Raw genomic sequence first — 17,283 nt, forward strand, 5'->3', positions numbered from 1 at the left:
GAAGGAATTGCGCGGGCGGCATTGCCCCCGCTTGCGGTTTCGCCTACATAGCGGGCAATTCCATTTACCCGTGCGGAGCATTTTACCGATGGCACGTCAGTTCATCTACCACATGTCCGGACTTAACAAGTCCTATGGCGCCAAGAAGATCCTTGAGAACGTCAACCTGTCTTTCTATCCCGATGCCAAGATTGGTATTCTCGGCCCTAACGGTGCCGGTAAATCGACGGTGCTGCGCATTATCGCCGGTCTCGACAAGGAATATACCGGAGAAGCCTGGCTCGCCGAAGGCGCGACCATGGGCTATCTGGAGCAGGAGCCGAAGCTCAACCCTGATAAGACCGTGTTCGAAAACGTTATGGAAGGCGTTGCCTCCAAGACTGCCATCCTCGACCGTTACAACGAGTTGATGATGAACTATTCGGATGAGACGGCCGACGAGGGCGCCAAGCTCCAGGACATGATCGACAGCCAGAACCTCTGGGATCTGGAAAATCAGGTCGAAATGGCGATGGATGCGCTGCGCTGCCCGCCCGGTGACAGCGATGTAACAAGCCTGTCCGGCGGTGAGCGGCGTCGCGTGGCGCTGTGCAAGCTGCTGCTGTCAAAACCCGACCTGTTGCTGCTCGACGAACCAACCAACCATCTGGACGCTGAAACCATCGGCTGGCTGGAAAACCATCTGCGGGAATATCCCGGCTCCGTGCTGATGATTACCCACGATCGCTACTTCCTCGACAATGTCACCGGCTGGATTCTCGAACTCGACCGTGGTCGTGGCATTCCTTACGAAGGCAATTACTCGGCTTATCTGCAAGCCAAGGCCAAGCGCCTGATGCAGGAAAGCCGCGAAGATGCGTCCCGCCAGAAGGCGCTGTCGCGCGAACAGGAATGGATTGCTTCCAGCCCGAAAGCCCGTCAGGCCAAGTCCAAGGCGCGTATCAAGTCCTACGAGCAGCTGGTGGAAGCGGCTGAAAAGCAGCGTCCCGGCGATGCGCAGATCATCATTCCCGTTAGCGAACGGCTGGGCCAGGTGGTGATTGAGCTGGACGGGATTTCCAAATCCTATGGCGACCGTCTGCTGATCGACAATCTGAGCTTGAAACTGCCGCCAGGCGGCATTGTCGGCGTGATCGGCCCGAACGGTGCCGGTAAGACGACACTGTTTCGGATGATCACCGGCCAGGAAACGCCCGATTCAGGCTCGGTCAAAGTCGGCGACAGCGTGCAGCTTGGTTATGTCGATCAGAGCCGCGATACGTTGGCTGCCGACAAGACGGTCTGGGAAGAAATTTCCGGTGGCGCCGAAATCATCAAGCTCGGCAAGTTCGACATGAACTCCCGCGCCTATTGCGGTGCCTTCAACTTCAAGGGCGGTGACCAGCAACAGAAGGTCGGCAATCTCTCCGGGGGTCAGCGCAACCGCGTGCATCTGGCCAAGATGCTGAAGGCCGGCGGCAATGTTCTGCTGCTCGACGAACCGACCAACGACCTCGATACCGAAACACTCGGCGCGCTGGAAAATGCGCTGGAAAGCTTTGCCGGTTGCGCGATCATCATTTCGCATGACCGCATGTTCCTCGACCGTCTGGCCACCCACATCCTCGCCTTCGAAGGCGATAGCCACGTGGAATGGTTCGAAGGCAATTTCGAAGACTACGAAAAGGACAAGATCCGCCGGTTGGGTGCCGAAAGCGTCAACCCGAAGCGCGTCAGCTACAAGCGCCTGACCCGGTAATTGTGATTGTTGGCAACCCTGAGATGTTTTTTCATCTCAGGGTTGCTTATTGGATCTCATAATTTTAACAGTATATTAGTTGCTTGCGTGATGAAATTCATCCAGGGGTTTGCTGCCTTTGGGGGGATTATGTTTTCTATACGGAACGTTCTGGTTTCAGTCTTTCTTATTATCAGCATTGCCTTGGGCGCCATGGTGTCGCGATCGCTCTATGTCGCTTACAACCAGTTCGGTGTGTTCCGCGATGTCGCAAAACTGACGGCGGTCAATAAGGCGCTGTTCGATTTTCTGCTGAATTACCGCCTGGAACGCGGCCATACCAATACCGTCTTTATCACAAGCCCGGAAAAGGCTGGCCAGACAGCGAAGGATGTTCCTGTCGATCGCCAGAAGGTCGACGCGGCAATGCAGGATTTTACCGCGGCGGTCACCGTTATCGGCACCCCCGAATTCGCGGCGATGTTGAACAAGATCAAAGGGCACTACGACACGATCGTCTCAATGCGCCAGCCGCTTGACGCGCAATTTTCGCTTCCGCTGGAAAGTCGCAATAAGGAGCTAAATGCAAAGCAGCTTTCCTATGGCGATAGCGTGCTTGATGATCTCGAAAAAAGCTCGGTTTTTACCGAATCTGCCATTCGGACGCTGGATAACAGCCTGACGGATCTTTTGCAGGTCAGAACCAATGCCTGGGTCGCCCGCTCAGCGGCGGGCGCGGAAAACATCCTCCTCAACAAGGCGATCGCGCTGCAGACGCCGCTCGCTATGCCTGACGTTCTCGAAGTCGCAAACCAGCATTCAAAAATCATGTCCGGCTGGCTTCAGGTTCGCGCACTCGTTAATCATTCGACGATGCCGGAAGAATTGAAACAGGCGCTTAGCAATGCCGAGGCTGTGTATTTCGGCGGCTCATTCGCGGAGATGCGTGACAGTCTGTACAAAAAAGTTGTTGCCCGCGAGCCGACTGATTTGACGCTGGATAAATGGTTGTCACCAAGTTCCAAAGCCCAGGCCAGCATTGCCGGTGTGGTGGTTACGGCGATGAAGGTCGTGGACGATAAAGCGAATGTTTTGGCGAACACCGCGTTCTCCATGGTCATTTTGTATAGCGCCTTGCTCGTTGGCTCAATTCTTTTGACCATCGCAGGCATGGTCATTGTCGTCAGGCGAGTTGTTGCTCCCATCGGTACTCTTACACTGTCCATGCGAACCCTTGCCGAGGGCAATACGGAGAAGAATATCCCGTTCACCATTCGTCAGGATGAAGTGGGAGCCATGGCCCGTTCCGTCGAGATTTTCCGGGAAGCGGCCATTCGGAATAAACTGCTCGAAGCCGAAACCGAAGAGATGCGGCGTCGTGGTGAGCTTGAACGCATTGAAGTTCAGCGCGTTGCGGAGGCGGAGGCCGAGGAGCGTCTGAACCGCGCGACAGGTTCGCTCGCATCCGGTTTGAAGCGTCTGGCGGCCGGGGATATGCTCTGTGAAATCCGCGAGGAATTCGCTCCAAGGTTTGAAGCCCTTCGCCATGATTTCAACCGCTCTGTCGAGCAATTGCGATCGGCCTTGCTGAATGTCGGAAGTGCCGCCCATGCGGTGCGCAATGGCAGCGGCGAAATCTCCCAGGCGTCCGACAATCTGGCAAAGCGCACGGAACAGCAGGCGGCCTCTCTGGAACAAACAGCTGCCGCACTCGAGCAGATTACCGTCAATGTCAGGGCAACGTCGCAACGCACGGGCGACGCGCGAGATCTGGTGCGCAATACGCGCACGCGCGCCGAACACTCCGGGGCGGTTGTAGGCAATGCGGTCACGGCCATGGGGCGTATCGAAGAGGCCTCGTCAAAGATTACCCAGATCATCAGCGTCATCGATGAGATCGCGTTCCAGACCAATCTTCTGGCGCTCAATGCGGGGGTCGAGGCAGCGCGCGCCGGGGAGGCCGGTAAGGGTTTTGCCGTCGTTGCCCAGGAAGTCCGCGAGCTTGCGCAGCGTTCCGCCAATGCGGCCAAGGAAATCAAGGCGCTGATTGCCAATTCGGAAGTGGCGGTGGGCGACGGCGTTAGGCTTGTGAACGATACCGGCAAGGGCCTGAGCGAAATCGCCGAACTCGTGCAGGCCATCAATGCGCATATGGATGCCATCGCGACGGCGGCGCAGGAACAGTCGGTTGGCCTTGGCGAAGTCAATACCGCCGTCAATCACATGGACCATGCCACCCAACAGAACGCGGCCATGGTAGAGGAAATGAGCGCGGCGGGGGCGGGCCTTGCCAGTGAAGCAACCAGGCTTGCCGAATTGTTGGCGAATTTCGAGACAGGCGGGCAAAAGGCTGGTTTGTCTCTCGCCTCGACAGGTGGCGTGCAGCGATCCGGCCAAGCGGCTGCGACAAAGCCTGCCCGTATGGAGCGGCAGGCAGACCCCGTGTCGCGGGCCAGCCGACCGGTAGCCGCTACGAGCCGAAGCAGCGCCGCCGTTGCCGTTTCGAAGGATGCCTGGGAAGAATTCTGAAATCCTCTCCGATTGAAAATCCCTGTACCTTTGTGGTGCGGGGCTTCTCGTTCCAGACGAGGCTGGGGCGCAGCTTTTAAAAACTATGCCTGGAAAATTTCCACAGCATTTTTCGATCCATAGGATGTGATGCTCATTTTCGCTGTAGATCCAAAATACACATCCTCAAGTTGATTCCGTTTGTTGTAATTTACTTACGGAAAAATAATAAATTTCTCGCAAATTGAAAATCACTATGATTTTTTGCTGCTTGATGCGGCGAATCCTGTGATTTTGGGGGGTATTCATGCGCATTATTTCCGCTTTACCGTTTAAGGTACTTTTGACGAGCCTTGGGATCGTGCCTTTGTTGGCTGCAATCGGCCTTGGTGGCATCCTGAGTTGGGAGGCCTGGGAAAAATATACGAAAACGTCCAAGGCCGTGACTTTGGAGCAACTGGCACGGGCCGGTGGCAATCTGTTGTTGGTCATGCCTCTGGAGGGCGCGGCGCCGCCAGCGGCCAGGAAAGAGGCGCGGGCAACATCAGACGCGGCCTATGCGAAGGTGGTCAGCGCCTATGACGACGCCATCTCCGCTGGTTATGATGACGCAATCCTGAACGACCTGAAGAACCGGCTCGTTGATTCCTTTTCCCGGATCGGTGAATTCCGCTCCGCTGTTGATGCTGACCGCGTTGACCCGATCATGCCACTGAAATATCTCCAGCCTGTTTCCGCTATGGGAATGGAATTGGCTGGCCGGGCTGCCAATCTGGTCGACGACCGCCTGCTGTCACAAGGTATCCAGGGCTATTATTCCCTCTTGCAGGTCAATGATTCCTATCTGATTATCAACCGGATCGGCCAAGTTTATACCCAGAAGGGCGCACTGTCTCCGGAAGAGACCTCGCGTTTCCATTCCGGATTCAACAAAGCTCTGATCTACTTGAAGCCGATGCAGCAATTCGTGCCCAAGCCATTGATCGACCAGTATGACCAGTTCTGGCGAGGAAGCGATGCCGCACCTGTTCAGAAAGCCATCGATGCGATGGCTGCGGGTCGTACATATACACCTGCCGCAGGCGATCTCGACACGTGGAACACGATCATGGCCAAGCGGCGGGATGTGGTCGCCGGCTTGATCAAATCCACGTCGCAGGACCTGGCCGCCTTTGCCGACGCGCAGCTGTCGGACGCGCGTAACTCCCTCTATTTCATGGTGACGGTCCTCGGCATTCTGGTTTTGGTCACCGCACTGTTCAGCATTTCGGTCCTGCGGATTCTCTCGAATGCCATTCGCCGGATCTCGGGCCGGATGAGCGGCTTGGCCGAGGGGGATAAGGCTAGCGCTATTCCCTATCTTGACCGCAAAGATGAGATCGGCGACATCGCCCACTCCGTCGAGGTGTTCCGCCAGGCAGCACTTCGCAACGATGAGCTGGAACGGTCGGCCCAGGAAAATCGCCGCCGTGCCGAGATCGAGCGCGAGGAAATGCAGGCCAAGGCCGAGGCGGAGGCAAATGAGCGTCTTGCCCGCGCCACCGGAGCTCTGGCCGCCGGGCTGCGCCAGTTGGCGGCGGGTGATTTGCTCTGCGAAATCCAGGAGCAGTTTGCACCGCAATTCGAGGCGTTGAGGCATGACTTCAATACATCGGTCAACCAGCTGCGGTCGGTTCTGATTTCCGTTGGCATATCCGCGAGCGGTGTACGCAATGGCAGCGGTGAAATTTCTGATGCGTCCGACGATCTTTCCAAACGGACCGAAACCCAGGCGGCCTCACTGGAGCAGACAGCGGCGGCTCTGGAAGAAATCACCGCCAATGTAAAGGCGACGTCGTTGCGAACCGGTCAGGCCCGTGATCTCGTTCGGGATGCTCGCGGCCGTGCCGACAGGTCCAGCAACGTCGTCGGCAATGCAGTGACGGCGATGGGCCGGATCGAGAATGCGTCTCGGCAGATTGTCCAGATCATCGGTGTGATCGATGAAATTGCGTTCCAGACCAATCTGTTGGCGCTGAATGCCGGTGTTGAGGCAGCGCGCGCCGGAGAGGCGGGCAAGGGCTTTGCTGTCGTTGCCCAGGAAGTACGTGAGCTTGCACAGCGTTCCGCCAATGCAGCCAAGGAAATCAAACAGCTGATCGGCAATTCGGAAGTCGCGGTTTCCGAGGGGGTCAAGCTGGTCAACGATACGGGCGAGGGCCTCGGCGCGATCGCGAAGGTGGTCGAGGAAATAAACGAGCATATGGATGCCATCGCAACGGCCGCCCAGGAGCAATCGGTGGGGCTTGGCGAAGTCAATGTCGCTGTCAACCATATGGATCAGGCCACACAACAGAATGCTGCGATGGTTGAAGAGATGAATGCTGCCGGTGCAGGGCTTGCCGATGAAGCAGCCAAGCTCGCGGAACTACTGGCGAATTTCAATACGGGTCACCAGAATTCCGACCGTGCTACGGCCTCCGTAGGACGGGCGGATTTCGCACGCCAGCGGGTGGCATAGAGTTCGTTCGGAAAAATCGATCCCGCGATGCCGAGCCTATTTGGTTCAGTACGCTTGGCTTCCTATACCGCCGGTGGCACCAGTCACCGGCGGATTTTTGTTGATTCACTCTGCTGGGAGGATAGTGAACGGCAATTTGGGGCTTGCGAAAACTCCGTACATCACATAAAGATATGTTTATATCTTGATTGATGGAAGCGGCATGAGCATGTCTTTTACCTTGGACGGTCTGGTCGATCTTCTCAAAGCGGCGGGTGAACCGACCCGCCTGCGTCTGCTGGCGCTTCTGGCGGCGGGAGATCTGACTGTATCTGACCTGACCGACATTCTCGGTCAATCCCAGCCGCGTATTTCGCGCCATCTCAAGCTTCTGGCTGAGGCGGAATTGGTGGATCGTTATCAGGAAGGCGCCTGGGCCTATTTTCGTCTCAAGCAGGACGGGGCTGCGGGCGATCTCGCGCGTCACCTGCTTGCGGTTGCCTCCAGCTCCGATCCTGTCTTGGCGCGTGACGGCGAGCGGCTTGGGGCGGTTAAGCGGGCGCGGGCGGAAAAGGCACAGGCCTATTTCAGTCGCAATGCCGCCGAATGGGACGAGTTGCGCCGGCTGCATATCAATGACCGCGAGGTCGAAGATGCGCTGGTGAAGCTGATTGGCGAAGACACGGTCGAGGCACTGCTGGATCTTGGCACCGGCACCGGGCGTATCCTGCAATTGCTGGAAAGCCGCTATCACCGGGCGGTGGGTATCGACGCCAGCCGTGACATGCTGGCGGTTGCCCGGGTCAATCTCGACAAGGCTGGCGTGGCCAAGGCTGCTGTGCGCCAGGGCGATATTCTCAATCTGCCGCTCGATGGTGGCGAGTTCGACGTGGTGATCATCCATCAGGTGCTGCATTTCCTGGTGGAGCCGGAGTTGGCGCTGAACGAGGCGGCGCGTATGCTGAAGCCCGGCGGTCGGCTGGTGATCATCGATCTCGCACCGCATAAGCTGGAGCATTTGCGCGAGGATCATGCGCATGTGCGGCTGGGTTTTTCCCATCAGTTGATGGCGGGTTGGCTGACCAAAACCGGCTTTGACGTCACAAACGCAATCGATATCGCGCCGAACCACAGGGATGGGGAGGCGCTTACGGCAACAATCTGGCTGGCGACCTATGGTCAAGCCACAGCATCCGTGGCGCAGCAGGCCGCGCGGGCGGGAGTTTACTGATGGCACATACATCTTCCAACAGAGATCAGGCGCGGCCTTTCAAGCTGTCCTTTGAATTCTTTCCGCCTAAATCCGAGGAGATGGAAGCCCAACTCTGGGCCACGGTCGATGAATTGACCGGCTGGGAGCCGGAATTTGTCTCTGTTACCTATGGCGCTGGCGGCACCACCAAGGCGCCGACCCTGGCCGCCGTGCGCCGCTTGCTGGCGGAAACGCCGCTCGCCACCGCATCGCATCTCACCTGCGTCGGCGCGACACGCGAGGAAATCGCCCAGGTGGTCGAAGATTTCCGGGCGGTTGGCGTCAAGCATTTCGTGGCACTGCGCGGCGATCCACCGACCGGTGTCGGTTCGGCCTATCAACCGCATCCAGGTGGCTTTGAAAACGCGGCAGCCTTGGTGAAGGGCTTGAAAGAGCTTGGCGATTTCGAGATCTCCGTCTCGGCCTATCCGGAAAAGCATCCGGAAAGCGCCGATCTCGCCATGGATCTCGATATGTTGAAACGCAAGGTCGACAATGGCGCGACCCGTGCGCTCACCCAGTTTTTCTTCGATAACGATATTTTCGAGCGCTATCTCGACAAGGTGCGGGCCGCTGGAATCAACATTCCTATCGTGCCGGGCATTATGCCGATCCTCAACCTCACCCAGTTGAAACGCTTTGCCGGAATGTGCGGTACGTCCGTTCCCGCCATGCTGGATCAGCGTTTCGAAGGGTTGGACGACAAGCCCACTGAGCGCGCCAGTGTCGCCGCTGCATTGGCCGCCGAGCAGATCGCTGACCTTCAGGGCCGTGGCATCGACGAATTCCATATCTATACGATGAACCGGGCCCCGCTGGTCAATGCCACGCTGGAACGGCTGGGATTGCAGCGTTCTGATACCGTCGCCGCCGGCCGGGCAGGGGTTATCGCGTAAATCCTGCAATAATTTCACGATAACGACTGCGATAAAACAAACCTTGAAGCGTGTGAGGTTTGCCTGATCGCTCTTCGCCTGAGCGTGAATACGAAGTCGGTTGTTTGCGCTTTTTATAGACCGGTCGACAGCTCACTAATCGCGCTCAATAAAAACCGCCGTGCGCCATCGAGGGCGCACGGCGTTTTTAGCATCGGTGATGATGAAAAGTGTTATGGCGGTCCATGCCGCCGCCGCATACGGTGTTGGAGTTGTTGTCGTCCTCAGATGAAAAGCATCGCTGCGACAAAAAGAAACGCTACTCCGACTGCCAGGATGTTGAAAGAACGTGTCAGTCCCATCTCGGTCTCCCTTGCGTTAACAGTTAAAGAATATGACCGTTTCGTGTCATTTGAAAAGCGAAATATGTGCTGCGATGCAGCAGTCTGCCTGTATAAACTATTGGAATAAAAGGTAACGCACGGAAACATATTGTTAAAATCGCGTGATAACGAAATATTTCATCGTTAATGGCGGCAATGTCATCGGCTTGAATCTGGACCGTTCCGGGACGGACGACTCATTTTTGATGAGGTCAGGGAATGCGCAATGCTGTTGGCGTTCCGCCGTGCAACTTTTTCCAGGCGCGGCGCATGTGTCGGGTGGATGCAAATCCAGAGCGTTGCGCAACGGTTTCCATATCCAACCGTGATGCGGTGACCAGCTGATGGGCCAACGCGACCCGAAGGCGGTTGACGTAATCGGTTACGCTCATGCCGGTTTGCTCGTTAAACAGGCGTGAGAGGCTACGGGCGCTGGTGGCGGCAACGGCTGCCATGCTGGCAACCGTCCAGTTGCCGGCAGGGTCAGCCGAAACCGCATCCTGGACCTTGTGAATGACGGGATGGATGTGGTTACGCCCCTCCAGCCAGGGGGAGAGCTGCGGGTCGTTCCCCGCCCGGCGCAGATAAACGACCAGGTAACGGGCAACGTTGAGTGCTATCGTGTGTCCTGCCTCGTCTGCGACCAGGGCCAGCATCATGTCGATACCGGCGGTGATGCCTGCCGTGCTCAACCTGTCGCGGTCCTGGATATAGAGGCGATTTTCCGCCACTTTTGCGGTGGGTGCCAACTGCCGCAGCTCAGCAATCTCAGTGTGGTGTGCGGTACAGGTATAACCTTCCAATAGTCCAGCGCGGGCCGCCAACAAGGCACCAGAGCAAATGGTGACGAGCTTTACGCCTGGCCGGACAGCAGACCGCAGCCAGGCGACGATAGCGGCCTCCTGGAGCAGATCGTCCGGCTCCGGCTTGTCGTTGATTGCACCGAGCGGCTGTGCGGCATTGCCCAGCACGATAATCATCGCGCCGTCGGCTACGGCATCCGGCAGCGATTCGATCCCGGCAAGTGCCAGGCCGACCGAGCTGTTGACGTGGGGAGAGGGGCCGACATATCGAACCGTGAACCGCACACTGTCCTGCTCAAGGTTGGCCTTGCGCAGGACTTCCATCGGCCCGGCCAGATCCAGCAGCAGCAGGCGTGGTGGCACGACGACAATCATTTCGATAAGGCGCTGCGGCTGGATCAGTTCGGTCATCAAGTCTATGCCGCGATTGTTGTGGGTGGGAGTGACAATGCCTGCTCGACCGTGGCAATGCGTGCGAAGCGACCGGCCAAAACCAGTTCGGTGCGGGCGCGGATCTCCGCCGCGCTCCATTCACGGCCCTGATCGTCGGTCATCGGAAAGGTGAGGGTGGCTTCACTGACGAAATCAACGCTGTAGCCCAGGTCCGACGCATGACGTGTCGTGGTTTCGCAACATTGTTCCGTACGGATACCTGAGACGATCAGATGGCGGATATTGTTTCGGGTCAGCCAGACATCAAGCCCTGTACCGACCAGCGCGCTATGCCGATGCTTGCGGAAAACCGCATCCGGTTCAATCGTCAAAGGGGACAGTGTGGATATGAAGCCTGAGGCCTCGCTAAAAGGGCCAGTGTCGTTCAAATGGAAAATCTGCACCGTGGCAATGCCCGCCTTGCGGGCGCCATCGATCAATGCCTGCTGCCGCTCCAGATAGGTGGGCAACGCTTCCTCGCGGAAATAGGGACGGTGGCGGAAGGATTGCTGTGCATCGATGACCAGCAGGGCAGTGTCTGAATGTGTCATGGCCATTGCCTCCAAGGGAGTTTTTATCGCTGAAGATGTTGTCAGTTTAGCGACGGAACCCCACGGCGAAATACCACTTCCTGACGAGGATAGGACAAATCACGCCAATCTTTATTGTCCATATGGTCCGCTCTGTCGAGCACGAAAAAACCGCGCATTCATGAGAATGCGCGGCTAAAACAACCGGAATTTTTGATGAGGCTTAAAGTGCGGCCAACAGCGCCGGCGTTGGCCAACCATCGGCGGGGATGTTGCGCTTCAGCTGTTCCTTTTGCACGGCGTCGCGGGTGCCGCCGCCCAGAATGCCGTCGATCTCGCCGACGTCATAGCCGAGACCCTTCAGCTTGGTCTGCAATTCCTTCATCTGCACATCGGTCAATCCCTGTTCCGGATTGCCCTTCAGATAAGCTTCCGCACCTTCGAGACGGGTGGCGAAATAGGCGGCAGAGGTCGTGTAGATAAACGACTTGTTCCATTCCAGATAAATGCCGAAATTGGGATAGGTGATGAAGGCTGGTCCCTTGCGGCCTTGCGGCAGCACCAGTTCGCCTTCCAGATCGGCAAATTTGGTATTGCCATCACGCGGCTTGACGCCGAGCTTGAACCAGTCGCCAGCCTTCATGCCGCTGTCGAAGCCACTCTTTTCCCAGGGGAGGGTGTCCGGCACGGTCACTTCCTGAATCCACGGCTCACCGCGCTTAAAACCGAGGTGCTGGATGAATTTCGCTGCCGTCATGATCGCATCGGGTGAGCTGGATTTCAGCGCCACATGGCCGTCGCCGTCGCCATCGACGCCGAAGGCAACGATATCCTTGGGCAGCATCTGCACCTGGCCTACTTCACCAGCCCAGGCACCGGTATTGGTGGCGGGGTCGAGATCGCCGTGCTGGACCATGGTGATCAGCGCCAGCAATTGCGGGCGAAACAGTTCCGGGCGGCGGCAATCATGCGCCAGCGTTACCAGCGCATTGCGGGTGTTGAAATCGCCTTGGACGGCGCCAAAATCGGTTTCCATCGCCCAGAAGGCGGCGATCACGCCGGGGGCAACGCCGTATTCCTTTTCGGCCCGGTCAAAGACCGCGCTATATTGCTGCAATTTCTGCTTTCCCTGGTCCAACCGGCCTTTTGAGACGGTGCGGGTGGAAAACTCGGTAAAGGTCTGTTTGAACACGCCTTGGGCGCGGTCGCGGCCCAACACCTTCTGGTCGATCTGCGCACCGGCCAGCGCCTTGTCAGCTGCCTCAGCAGACGCGCCATTGGCAATGGCTTCCGCCTTGACGCCAGCCAGGAACGCACTGAGATCACCACCGCATTGCGGGGCCTGGGCAAAGGCCGTACCGGCCATAAGGCCGCTCAACACGGCTGCGAGCGTGAAGCGAGACAGGATATGCATGGATAAAGCCCCCGGATATGAAAAGAACATGCTCCGCTCTGCCGAAGCTTTGTGACGGAAGCATGGAGAGGAGCCGGGTTTTACCCGACATGACGCAAAACTGCGACCTACTGCATAATTTCCCCCTGAAATAATTATCAATTTCAGGGGGAAATTATGCAGTAGATATAAAGTGCTACAGCGCAGTGCGCCATGTGTGGCGCACTGCGCTGTAGAATGGTCAGTTCGCTGCGGTCTGTTGGGTCGGAAGGGAAACGGCCTGCACCCATTTGCGCCAGTTCTGCTGGGTACCGGCAAAGACGTTGATATCGGTATCTCCCTTGATGCCGGGGATGACGCCGGTCGAGGTATATTGCCAGAAGGCCCAACGGCGGTCCGGATAGATTTCCGAGGGGTGTTTGGCAACAGCCCGGACCCAGAAATAATGATCCTGGAACGCGCCTTGCAAATTGTCCTTATGAAAATCGACCGATGTATAGATGATCGGCCGCTTGCCGTAATAGGCTTCCAGCCGGTCCATGAAGCGCTTCATTTCGCTGCGCACCACCTCAGCCGGGGGGCGTTTGGTGCAGGTCTTGGACGTGTGGTTCCACTCGACATCGAGAACGGGCGGCATGTCCATCGAGGCTTTCGGCACATTGGCGATGAACCAGTCGGCCTGTTCGTCGGCGCTGGAGCAGAAATAATAGAAATGATAGGGCGCATGCGGCAGCCCAGCGGCATTGGCCTGCTGCCAGTATTCCGCAAATTTCGGATCGATCACATCCTTGCCTTCTGTCGCCTTGATGAAGGCAAAGGAGACGCCGGACTGGCGGACCTGCATCCAGTTGATGTTACCGTTCCATTTCGACACGTCAATGCCGTGCACCTGATGGCGATGCGGGGAATTGACGCCGAAATCCTGCGGGTCCTTGTCCTGGAATTTCGGCTGGATCGAGCCGGTTTCCATGAAATCGTAGCTCGTCGAGGTGCAGGACGTCATCGCCAAACAAATCGGAATAAGTGCCAGAACCAGCGACCGCATCGAAAACCCATTCATTCAACTGTTATGCCAGGGCAGTGCATGCCAATGGCAAGATCAAAAGACGCGGAAAATCAGAACTGAAGATAACACCGATCCGACGAAGCCGAACTGGAAAACCTCCAGCCTGACTTTGCTTCATCATCGTTAAAATGTGGTTATTTTCAACCGCTCATATCGATAGATCGAAAATACCGGCCTAGTGGGCCGGAAAGAGCGGTGATCTGTCAGGCCGCCGGGCGGCGGATAATGGCATGCCAGGCATAGCCGCGGTAGAGCGGGGAAAAGCTCAGTGTCGCACCTGCGGCCTCGGCCTGGGCGGCTAGTTCGTCGCGCAGATTGGCCCGTGGCGTGACGTGAAACCGGGCGAGCCAGGCATGCAGGCCTGTTCGGAACCAGCCTGGCAATTGTTCCTGTTGTCCAAAATCGACGATATGCAGCGAGCCGCCGGGGTTTAAGGCGGCAAGCGAACAGGCAATCGCCTTTTGCCAGTCGGGGATCATCGACAGAGCATAGGAAATCAGGACACGGTCGAAACCGGTCATGGCAAAATCGGCTGAGGTGAACGCCGAAGCGTCGGCGATGCGCAGATCCGGCTGGCGGGGGCGACCGCGAAAATTACGTCTGGCCTGCACCAGCATTTCGCTGGAAATGTCCAGACCATAGAGATGCGACATCGGGTAAAGCCGCTCCGTGCAGATCAGATTGCGGCCCGTACCACAGGCCACTTCCAGCAGGCTGCCATCCTTCGGCAGATCCAGTCCGACAATGGCCGTATCACGCCCAAGCAGGTAATATTTGCGGGTCAGGTCATAGATATGACGCTGGCTGCGATAGACCTGATCCATCTTGCTGGCATGCTGCCGGTCCAGGTTCATATCCGGGCCGGACCGATCCTGACCGATACGGGCATCGCTCATGCCGTCTTCTCATAGATATGGAAGCCACCGTAAATTGCCGAGCGGTCTAGCGCGTTGAAATGCACGGACAGGTCTTTCAGATAGGACCATTGCTCGGCGAGCGCCGGGGAAATCCGGCCTTCGATCACGCTTTTTTCGGCAGCGGTCCGGAAGATCACTCGCGCATCCTTGGCGGCAGTACGGGTAATTTCGGTCCACAGATCGTTCAACTGTTCGTCGGTCATCCAGTCCTGGGCATCGAGCAGAATGAACCGATCGACGCTGCCTGCGGGCTTGGTGGACAGCAGTTCGGTATAGCTGGCGTGATGGACGTTGACGCGGTCGACGCTGGTGCGGATCGTCCGGTAGTAATCGGCCCGCAGATAATCCGGCAGTGCGCCTTCATGAGATTTGGGATAGCGGCGGGCGAATGCCTGCCAGGCAAAATAATTATCCCGCAGCGAGAAGTGACAGGCGAGCTTTTCCAACCGGCCTTTCAGCACAGGGGCAATGGTGCCGGTTTCCGAAACACTGGCCAGTTCGTCATATTGTTGCGGCGGAATGCCGAGGCCGAACAGCGAGCTTTTGCGGTTGGTCAGCCAGCGGATAACCGGCTTTTCAAACAGCGGCGCGATGCGGGTCTCGAAAAACTGCCGCTGTTCGCGCGGGGTCCGGCACTGGGTGATTTCTTCCAGCTTGACGCCGTGCAGGCGGGCGAGAAGATGCGTGGCAGTGATGAAACGGCCCAGCAGACCGGTGCGGTAGAAATTGCCGTTGAACACCCGGATGCGGCGGCGCCCGGTCAAGGTGCGGCGGCTCCAATAGCGCCGCGTGGTGGCGTCCAGATGCGGCGCCACATATTGCTCGACCATGGAGGCATTGCCCCGGGCATTGTCGGTGCCCAGCAGGCGCACCACGGCGGTATGATCGGGCAAATGCCGGAAGGCGGCCAGCTTCAGCTTGTTGAGGGCGATGTGATGCGGATTGAGATCGACGACGTCGATGCTGTCAGGCTCGCGCGACAGATAGGCCAGCATGTTGCAGCCACCGGAGCCGATGGTGACGACACGGTGGCCAGCGGTAAGTTGCATGGCCTGCATGTCAACATCCGGGTCTTCCCAGATCTGCGGATAGACCAAGCCGGAAAACAGCAGGCCAAACAACCGCTCCGACAGGCCTTTGCGTGACAGCGCATTGTGTTGAAGCAGCGCCGATTTCAGCTTCTGATTTTTGCGGAATCCGGCATCTGGAACAAGTTCTGTCATGTGAAGGGTGCCCCGTTCTGAAGTTTTTATCGGAATAGTGCTTGTCCAATACAGTTTGATGACGGGACCTGTTGACCAGTGGCTGGGCTGTGCGTCCGGGGAAAATCCCATGATTTTTCAACCATCATACCCTTTCATGCCCGCAGTAATCATGCTTGCATGCAGACCTCGTGTGGCGGCTTGTGAAACAGAATCACTTTTCCGCTCCAGGTCATTGTTTAAGCATCGGATTTTCCGGACATCGGTTCACAGTACCCGATCCGCGATACCATCCGGCGCGGGAGGAAATTGCATGCGTTTGCTGATCAGGCTTGTCCGTGGACTGCTGCTTGCTGTCCTGGTGATTGTCGCCGGTACTGCCTTTTGGCTTTGGCTGGCGCCGCCGGAATTGCTGCGGGTCGGCACCGGCTACGCCGCCAAAATTGTCTGCTCCAACGTGTTCATTGCCAAGCGTGATCCAATGGAGGTTCTGGCCGAGGATGTGCAGGCGCCGGGTCATCCGCTGTTGCGTTTCCTGCGGCTGGATGTCGACAGGGATGCAGGCACAGTCACGGCTTATATGTTTGGAGCTTTTGCCCCCAGCACAGCCATTGCCCGTCCGGGGCTGGGCTGCACCAACGTTCCCGACGGAAAAATCGATGCGGCTCGCAAGGTGCTTCTGCCGCAGCAGGTTCCTGTTGCCGTAGCACCGAACCCAGCGCCTTGGCCGGATGGAACGGGTGCACCGCATACCGACCCGGTGCTGGCGGGCATTCTTGCCGATTCGGCCCTGACCGGGCCATCGATGCGGGCCACATTGGTGATTCGGGATGGTGAGTTGCTTGGTGAGGCCTATGGTCCGGGTTTTGGTCCCGATACGCCGCTGATCGGCTGGTCGATGACCAAGACCGTCATGGCCATGCTGATCGGCCAGCGGATGGGGGACGGCGGGCTTGACCTCGACAAGGACCATTTGTTGCCGCAATGGACGGACGGGCGCGCCGCAATCACCCTGCGCCAATTGATGGGCATGGAAAGCGGCCTGCGGTTCAACGAGGATTATGGCGATGTCAGCGATGCAACGCGCATGCTGTTTCTTCAGCCGGATCAGGCGGCATTCGTCGCCTCCCAGCCGCTGGATGCGACGCCCGGGACGCTGTTTCACTATTCGACCGGCACCAGCGTGCTGCTGGCTCGCCTGCTGATGAATAGTTTGCCGCCTGAACAGGCATTGTCTTATCCCCAAACATTCTTGTTCAAGCCGCTCGGCATGACCAGCGCCGTGCTGGAGGCAGATGAAACCGGCACTTTGGCGGGTGGCTCCTATCTCTATGCCAATGCCCGCGATTGGGCCAAGCTTGCCCAATGCCTGTTGCAGGATGGCGTCTGGCAGGGGCGGCGTCTGTTGCCGGAAGGCTATGTAAAAACCATGGGGACCCCGACCAAGTCATCAGGCGGCACCTACGGGCAGGGGCAGATCTGGCGGAGCGGGCCGGGCCGGGAGCCAGATTCCAGCTTCGGCATTACCGAGGAGGCCCTCTGGTTTCAGGGCCATGATGGGCAAACGATTGCGATTGTCCCGTCACGCAAGCTGATTGTGCTGCGGATGGGGCTGACGCCTGCCTGGGATAACTACAGGCCGCAGAAATTGCTAAAAGCGGTTCTGGACGCAATGCCGTAGGAAACCGAAGCGGCATAAAGGGATAATGGTCCGTGTCGGTATGGA

The 17,283-nt window shown here is 57.7% G+C and carries 12 protein-coding genes; 6 read left to right on the plus strand and 6 right to left on the minus strand.

Features of this window, described 5'->3' with window-relative positions:
- Positions 1–88: 88 nt before the first annotated feature.
- The 5 genes from ettA (at position 89) to metF (ending at position 8,852) form a co-directional block, all read left to right on the plus strand.
- A complete protein-coding gene (gene ettA, locus ASB66_RS24760) occupies positions 89–1,738 on the plus strand; it encodes an energy-dependent translational throttle protein EttA (protein WP_060717657.1) in 1,650 nt (549 codons plus the stop codon).
- Between the two features lie 129 nt (positions 1,739–1,867).
- Positions 1,868–4,246, plus strand: coding sequence for a methyl-accepting chemotaxis protein (locus tag ASB66_RS24765; RefSeq protein ID WP_081088998.1), 2,379 nt, complete (start codon positions 1,868–1,870; stop codon positions 4,244–4,246).
- 286 nt (positions 4,247–4,532) lie between these two features.
- Positions 4,533–6,725: a methyl-accepting chemotaxis protein gene (locus ASB66_RS24770; RefSeq protein ID WP_060717656.1), complete on the plus strand. Its 2,193-nt coding sequence runs from the start codon at positions 4,533–4,535 to the stop codon at positions 6,723–6,725.
- 208 nt (positions 6,726–6,933) lie between these two features.
- Positions 6,934–7,935: an ArsR/SmtB family transcription factor gene (locus ASB66_RS24775; RefSeq protein ID WP_070148960.1), complete on the plus strand. Its 1,002-nt coding sequence runs from the start codon at positions 6,934–6,936 to the stop codon at positions 7,933–7,935.
- Complete coding sequence (metF, locus tag ASB66_RS24780) at positions 7,935–8,852, plus strand: methylenetetrahydrofolate reductase [NAD(P)H] (RefSeq protein ID WP_060717655.1); 918 nt, start codon at positions 7,935–7,937, stop codon at positions 8,850–8,852. Before ASB66_RS24775 ends, metF begins: the two co-directional genes overlap by 1 nt.
- Positions 8,853–9,426: 574 nt before the next feature.
- Here the strand turns inward: metF and ASB66_RS24785 are convergent.
- The 6 genes from ASB66_RS24785 to ASB66_RS24810 all read right to left on the minus strand — a co-directional run bounded on the left by ASB66_RS24785 (position 9,427) and on the right by ASB66_RS24810 (position 15,578).
- A complete protein-coding gene (locus tag ASB66_RS24785; RefSeq protein WP_060717654.1) occupies positions 9,427–10,428 on the minus strand; it encodes a GlxA family transcriptional regulator in 1,002 nt (333 codons plus the stop codon).
- 5 nt (positions 10,429–10,433) lie between these two features.
- Complete coding sequence (locus ASB66_RS24790) at positions 10,434–11,000, minus strand: isochorismatase family protein (protein ID WP_060717699.1); 567 nt, start codon at positions 10,998–11,000, stop codon at positions 10,434–10,436.
- 202 nt (positions 11,001–11,202) lie between these two features.
- A complete protein-coding gene (locus ASB66_RS24795) occupies positions 11,203–12,393 on the minus strand; it encodes a lytic murein transglycosylase (protein WP_060717653.1) in 1,191 nt (396 codons plus the stop codon).
- A 220-nt stretch (positions 12,394–12,613) separates the two neighbouring features.
- Entirely contained in the window at positions 12,614–13,417 is an 804-nt protein-coding gene (locus tag ASB66_RS24800) for a glycoside hydrolase family 25 protein (RefSeq protein ID WP_060717698.1), read from the minus strand.
- 224 nt (positions 13,418–13,641) lie between these two features.
- A complete protein-coding gene (locus tag ASB66_RS24805; protein ID WP_060717652.1) occupies positions 13,642–14,334 on the minus strand; it encodes a class I SAM-dependent methyltransferase in 693 nt (230 codons plus the stop codon).
- A complete protein-coding gene (locus tag ASB66_RS24810; RefSeq protein ID WP_060717651.1) occupies positions 14,331–15,578 on the minus strand; it encodes a BtaA family protein in 1,248 nt (415 codons plus the stop codon). The genes ASB66_RS24805 and ASB66_RS24810 overlap by 4 nt, the downstream gene beginning before the upstream one ends.
- Before the next feature lie 292 nt (positions 15,579–15,870).
- Between ASB66_RS24810 and ASB66_RS24815 the strand changes: the two genes are divergently transcribed.
- A complete protein-coding gene (locus ASB66_RS24815; protein ID WP_060717650.1) occupies positions 15,871–17,238 on the plus strand; it encodes a serine hydrolase domain-containing protein in 1,368 nt (455 codons plus the stop codon).
- Positions 17,239–17,283: the final 45 nt, after the last annotated feature.

The organism is Gillisella vitis, from assembly GCF_001541345.2.
GTDB lineage: Bacteria > Pseudomonadota > Alphaproteobacteria > Rhizobiales > Rhizobiaceae > Allorhizobium > Allorhizobium vitis.

Excerpts from the sequence above, each read along its gene's own strand:
- metF (WP_060717655.1), top strand. The coding sequence starts at position 7,935 with ATGGCACATACATCTTCCAACAGAGATCAGGCGCGGCCTTTCAAGCTG.
- ASB66_RS24765 (WP_081088998.1), top strand. The coding sequence starts at position 1,868 with ATGTTTTCTATACGGAACGTTCTGGTTTCAGTCTTTCTTATTATCAGC.
- ASB66_RS24810 (WP_060717651.1), bottom strand. The coding sequence starts at position 15,578 with ATGACAGAACTTGTTCCAGATGCCGGATTCCGCAAAAATCAGAAGCTG.
- ASB66_RS24775 (WP_070148960.1), top strand. The coding sequence starts at position 6,934 with ATGTCTTTTACCTTGGACGGTCTGGTCGATCTTCTCAAAGCGGCGGGT.
- ASB66_RS24805 (WP_060717652.1), bottom strand. The coding sequence starts at position 14,334 with ATGAGCGATGCCCGTATCGGTCAGGATCGGTCCGGCCCGGATATGAAC.
- ASB66_RS24795 (WP_060717653.1), bottom strand. The coding sequence starts at position 12,393 with ATGCATATCCTGTCTCGCTTCACGCTCGCAGCCGTGTTGAGCGGCCTT.
- ettA (WP_060717657.1), top strand. The coding sequence starts at position 89 with ATGGCACGTCAGTTCATCTACCACATGTCCGGACTTAACAAGTCCTAT.
- ASB66_RS24790 (WP_060717699.1), bottom strand. The coding sequence starts at position 11,000 with ATGACACATTCAGACACTGCCCTGCTGGTCATCGATGCACAGCAATCC.
- ASB66_RS24770 (WP_060717656.1), top strand. The coding sequence starts at position 4,533 with ATGCGCATTATTTCCGCTTTACCGTTTAAGGTACTTTTGACGAGCCTT.
- ASB66_RS24815 (WP_060717650.1), top strand. The coding sequence starts at position 15,871 with ATGCGTTTGCTGATCAGGCTTGTCCGTGGACTGCTGCTTGCTGTCCTG.
- ASB66_RS24800 (WP_060717698.1), bottom strand. The coding sequence starts at position 13,417 with ATGCGGTCGCTGGTTCTGGCACTTATTCCGATTTGTTTGGCGATGACG.
- ASB66_RS24785 (WP_060717654.1), bottom strand. The coding sequence starts at position 10,428 with ATGACCGAACTGATCCAGCCGCAGCGCCTTATCGAAATGATTGTCGTC.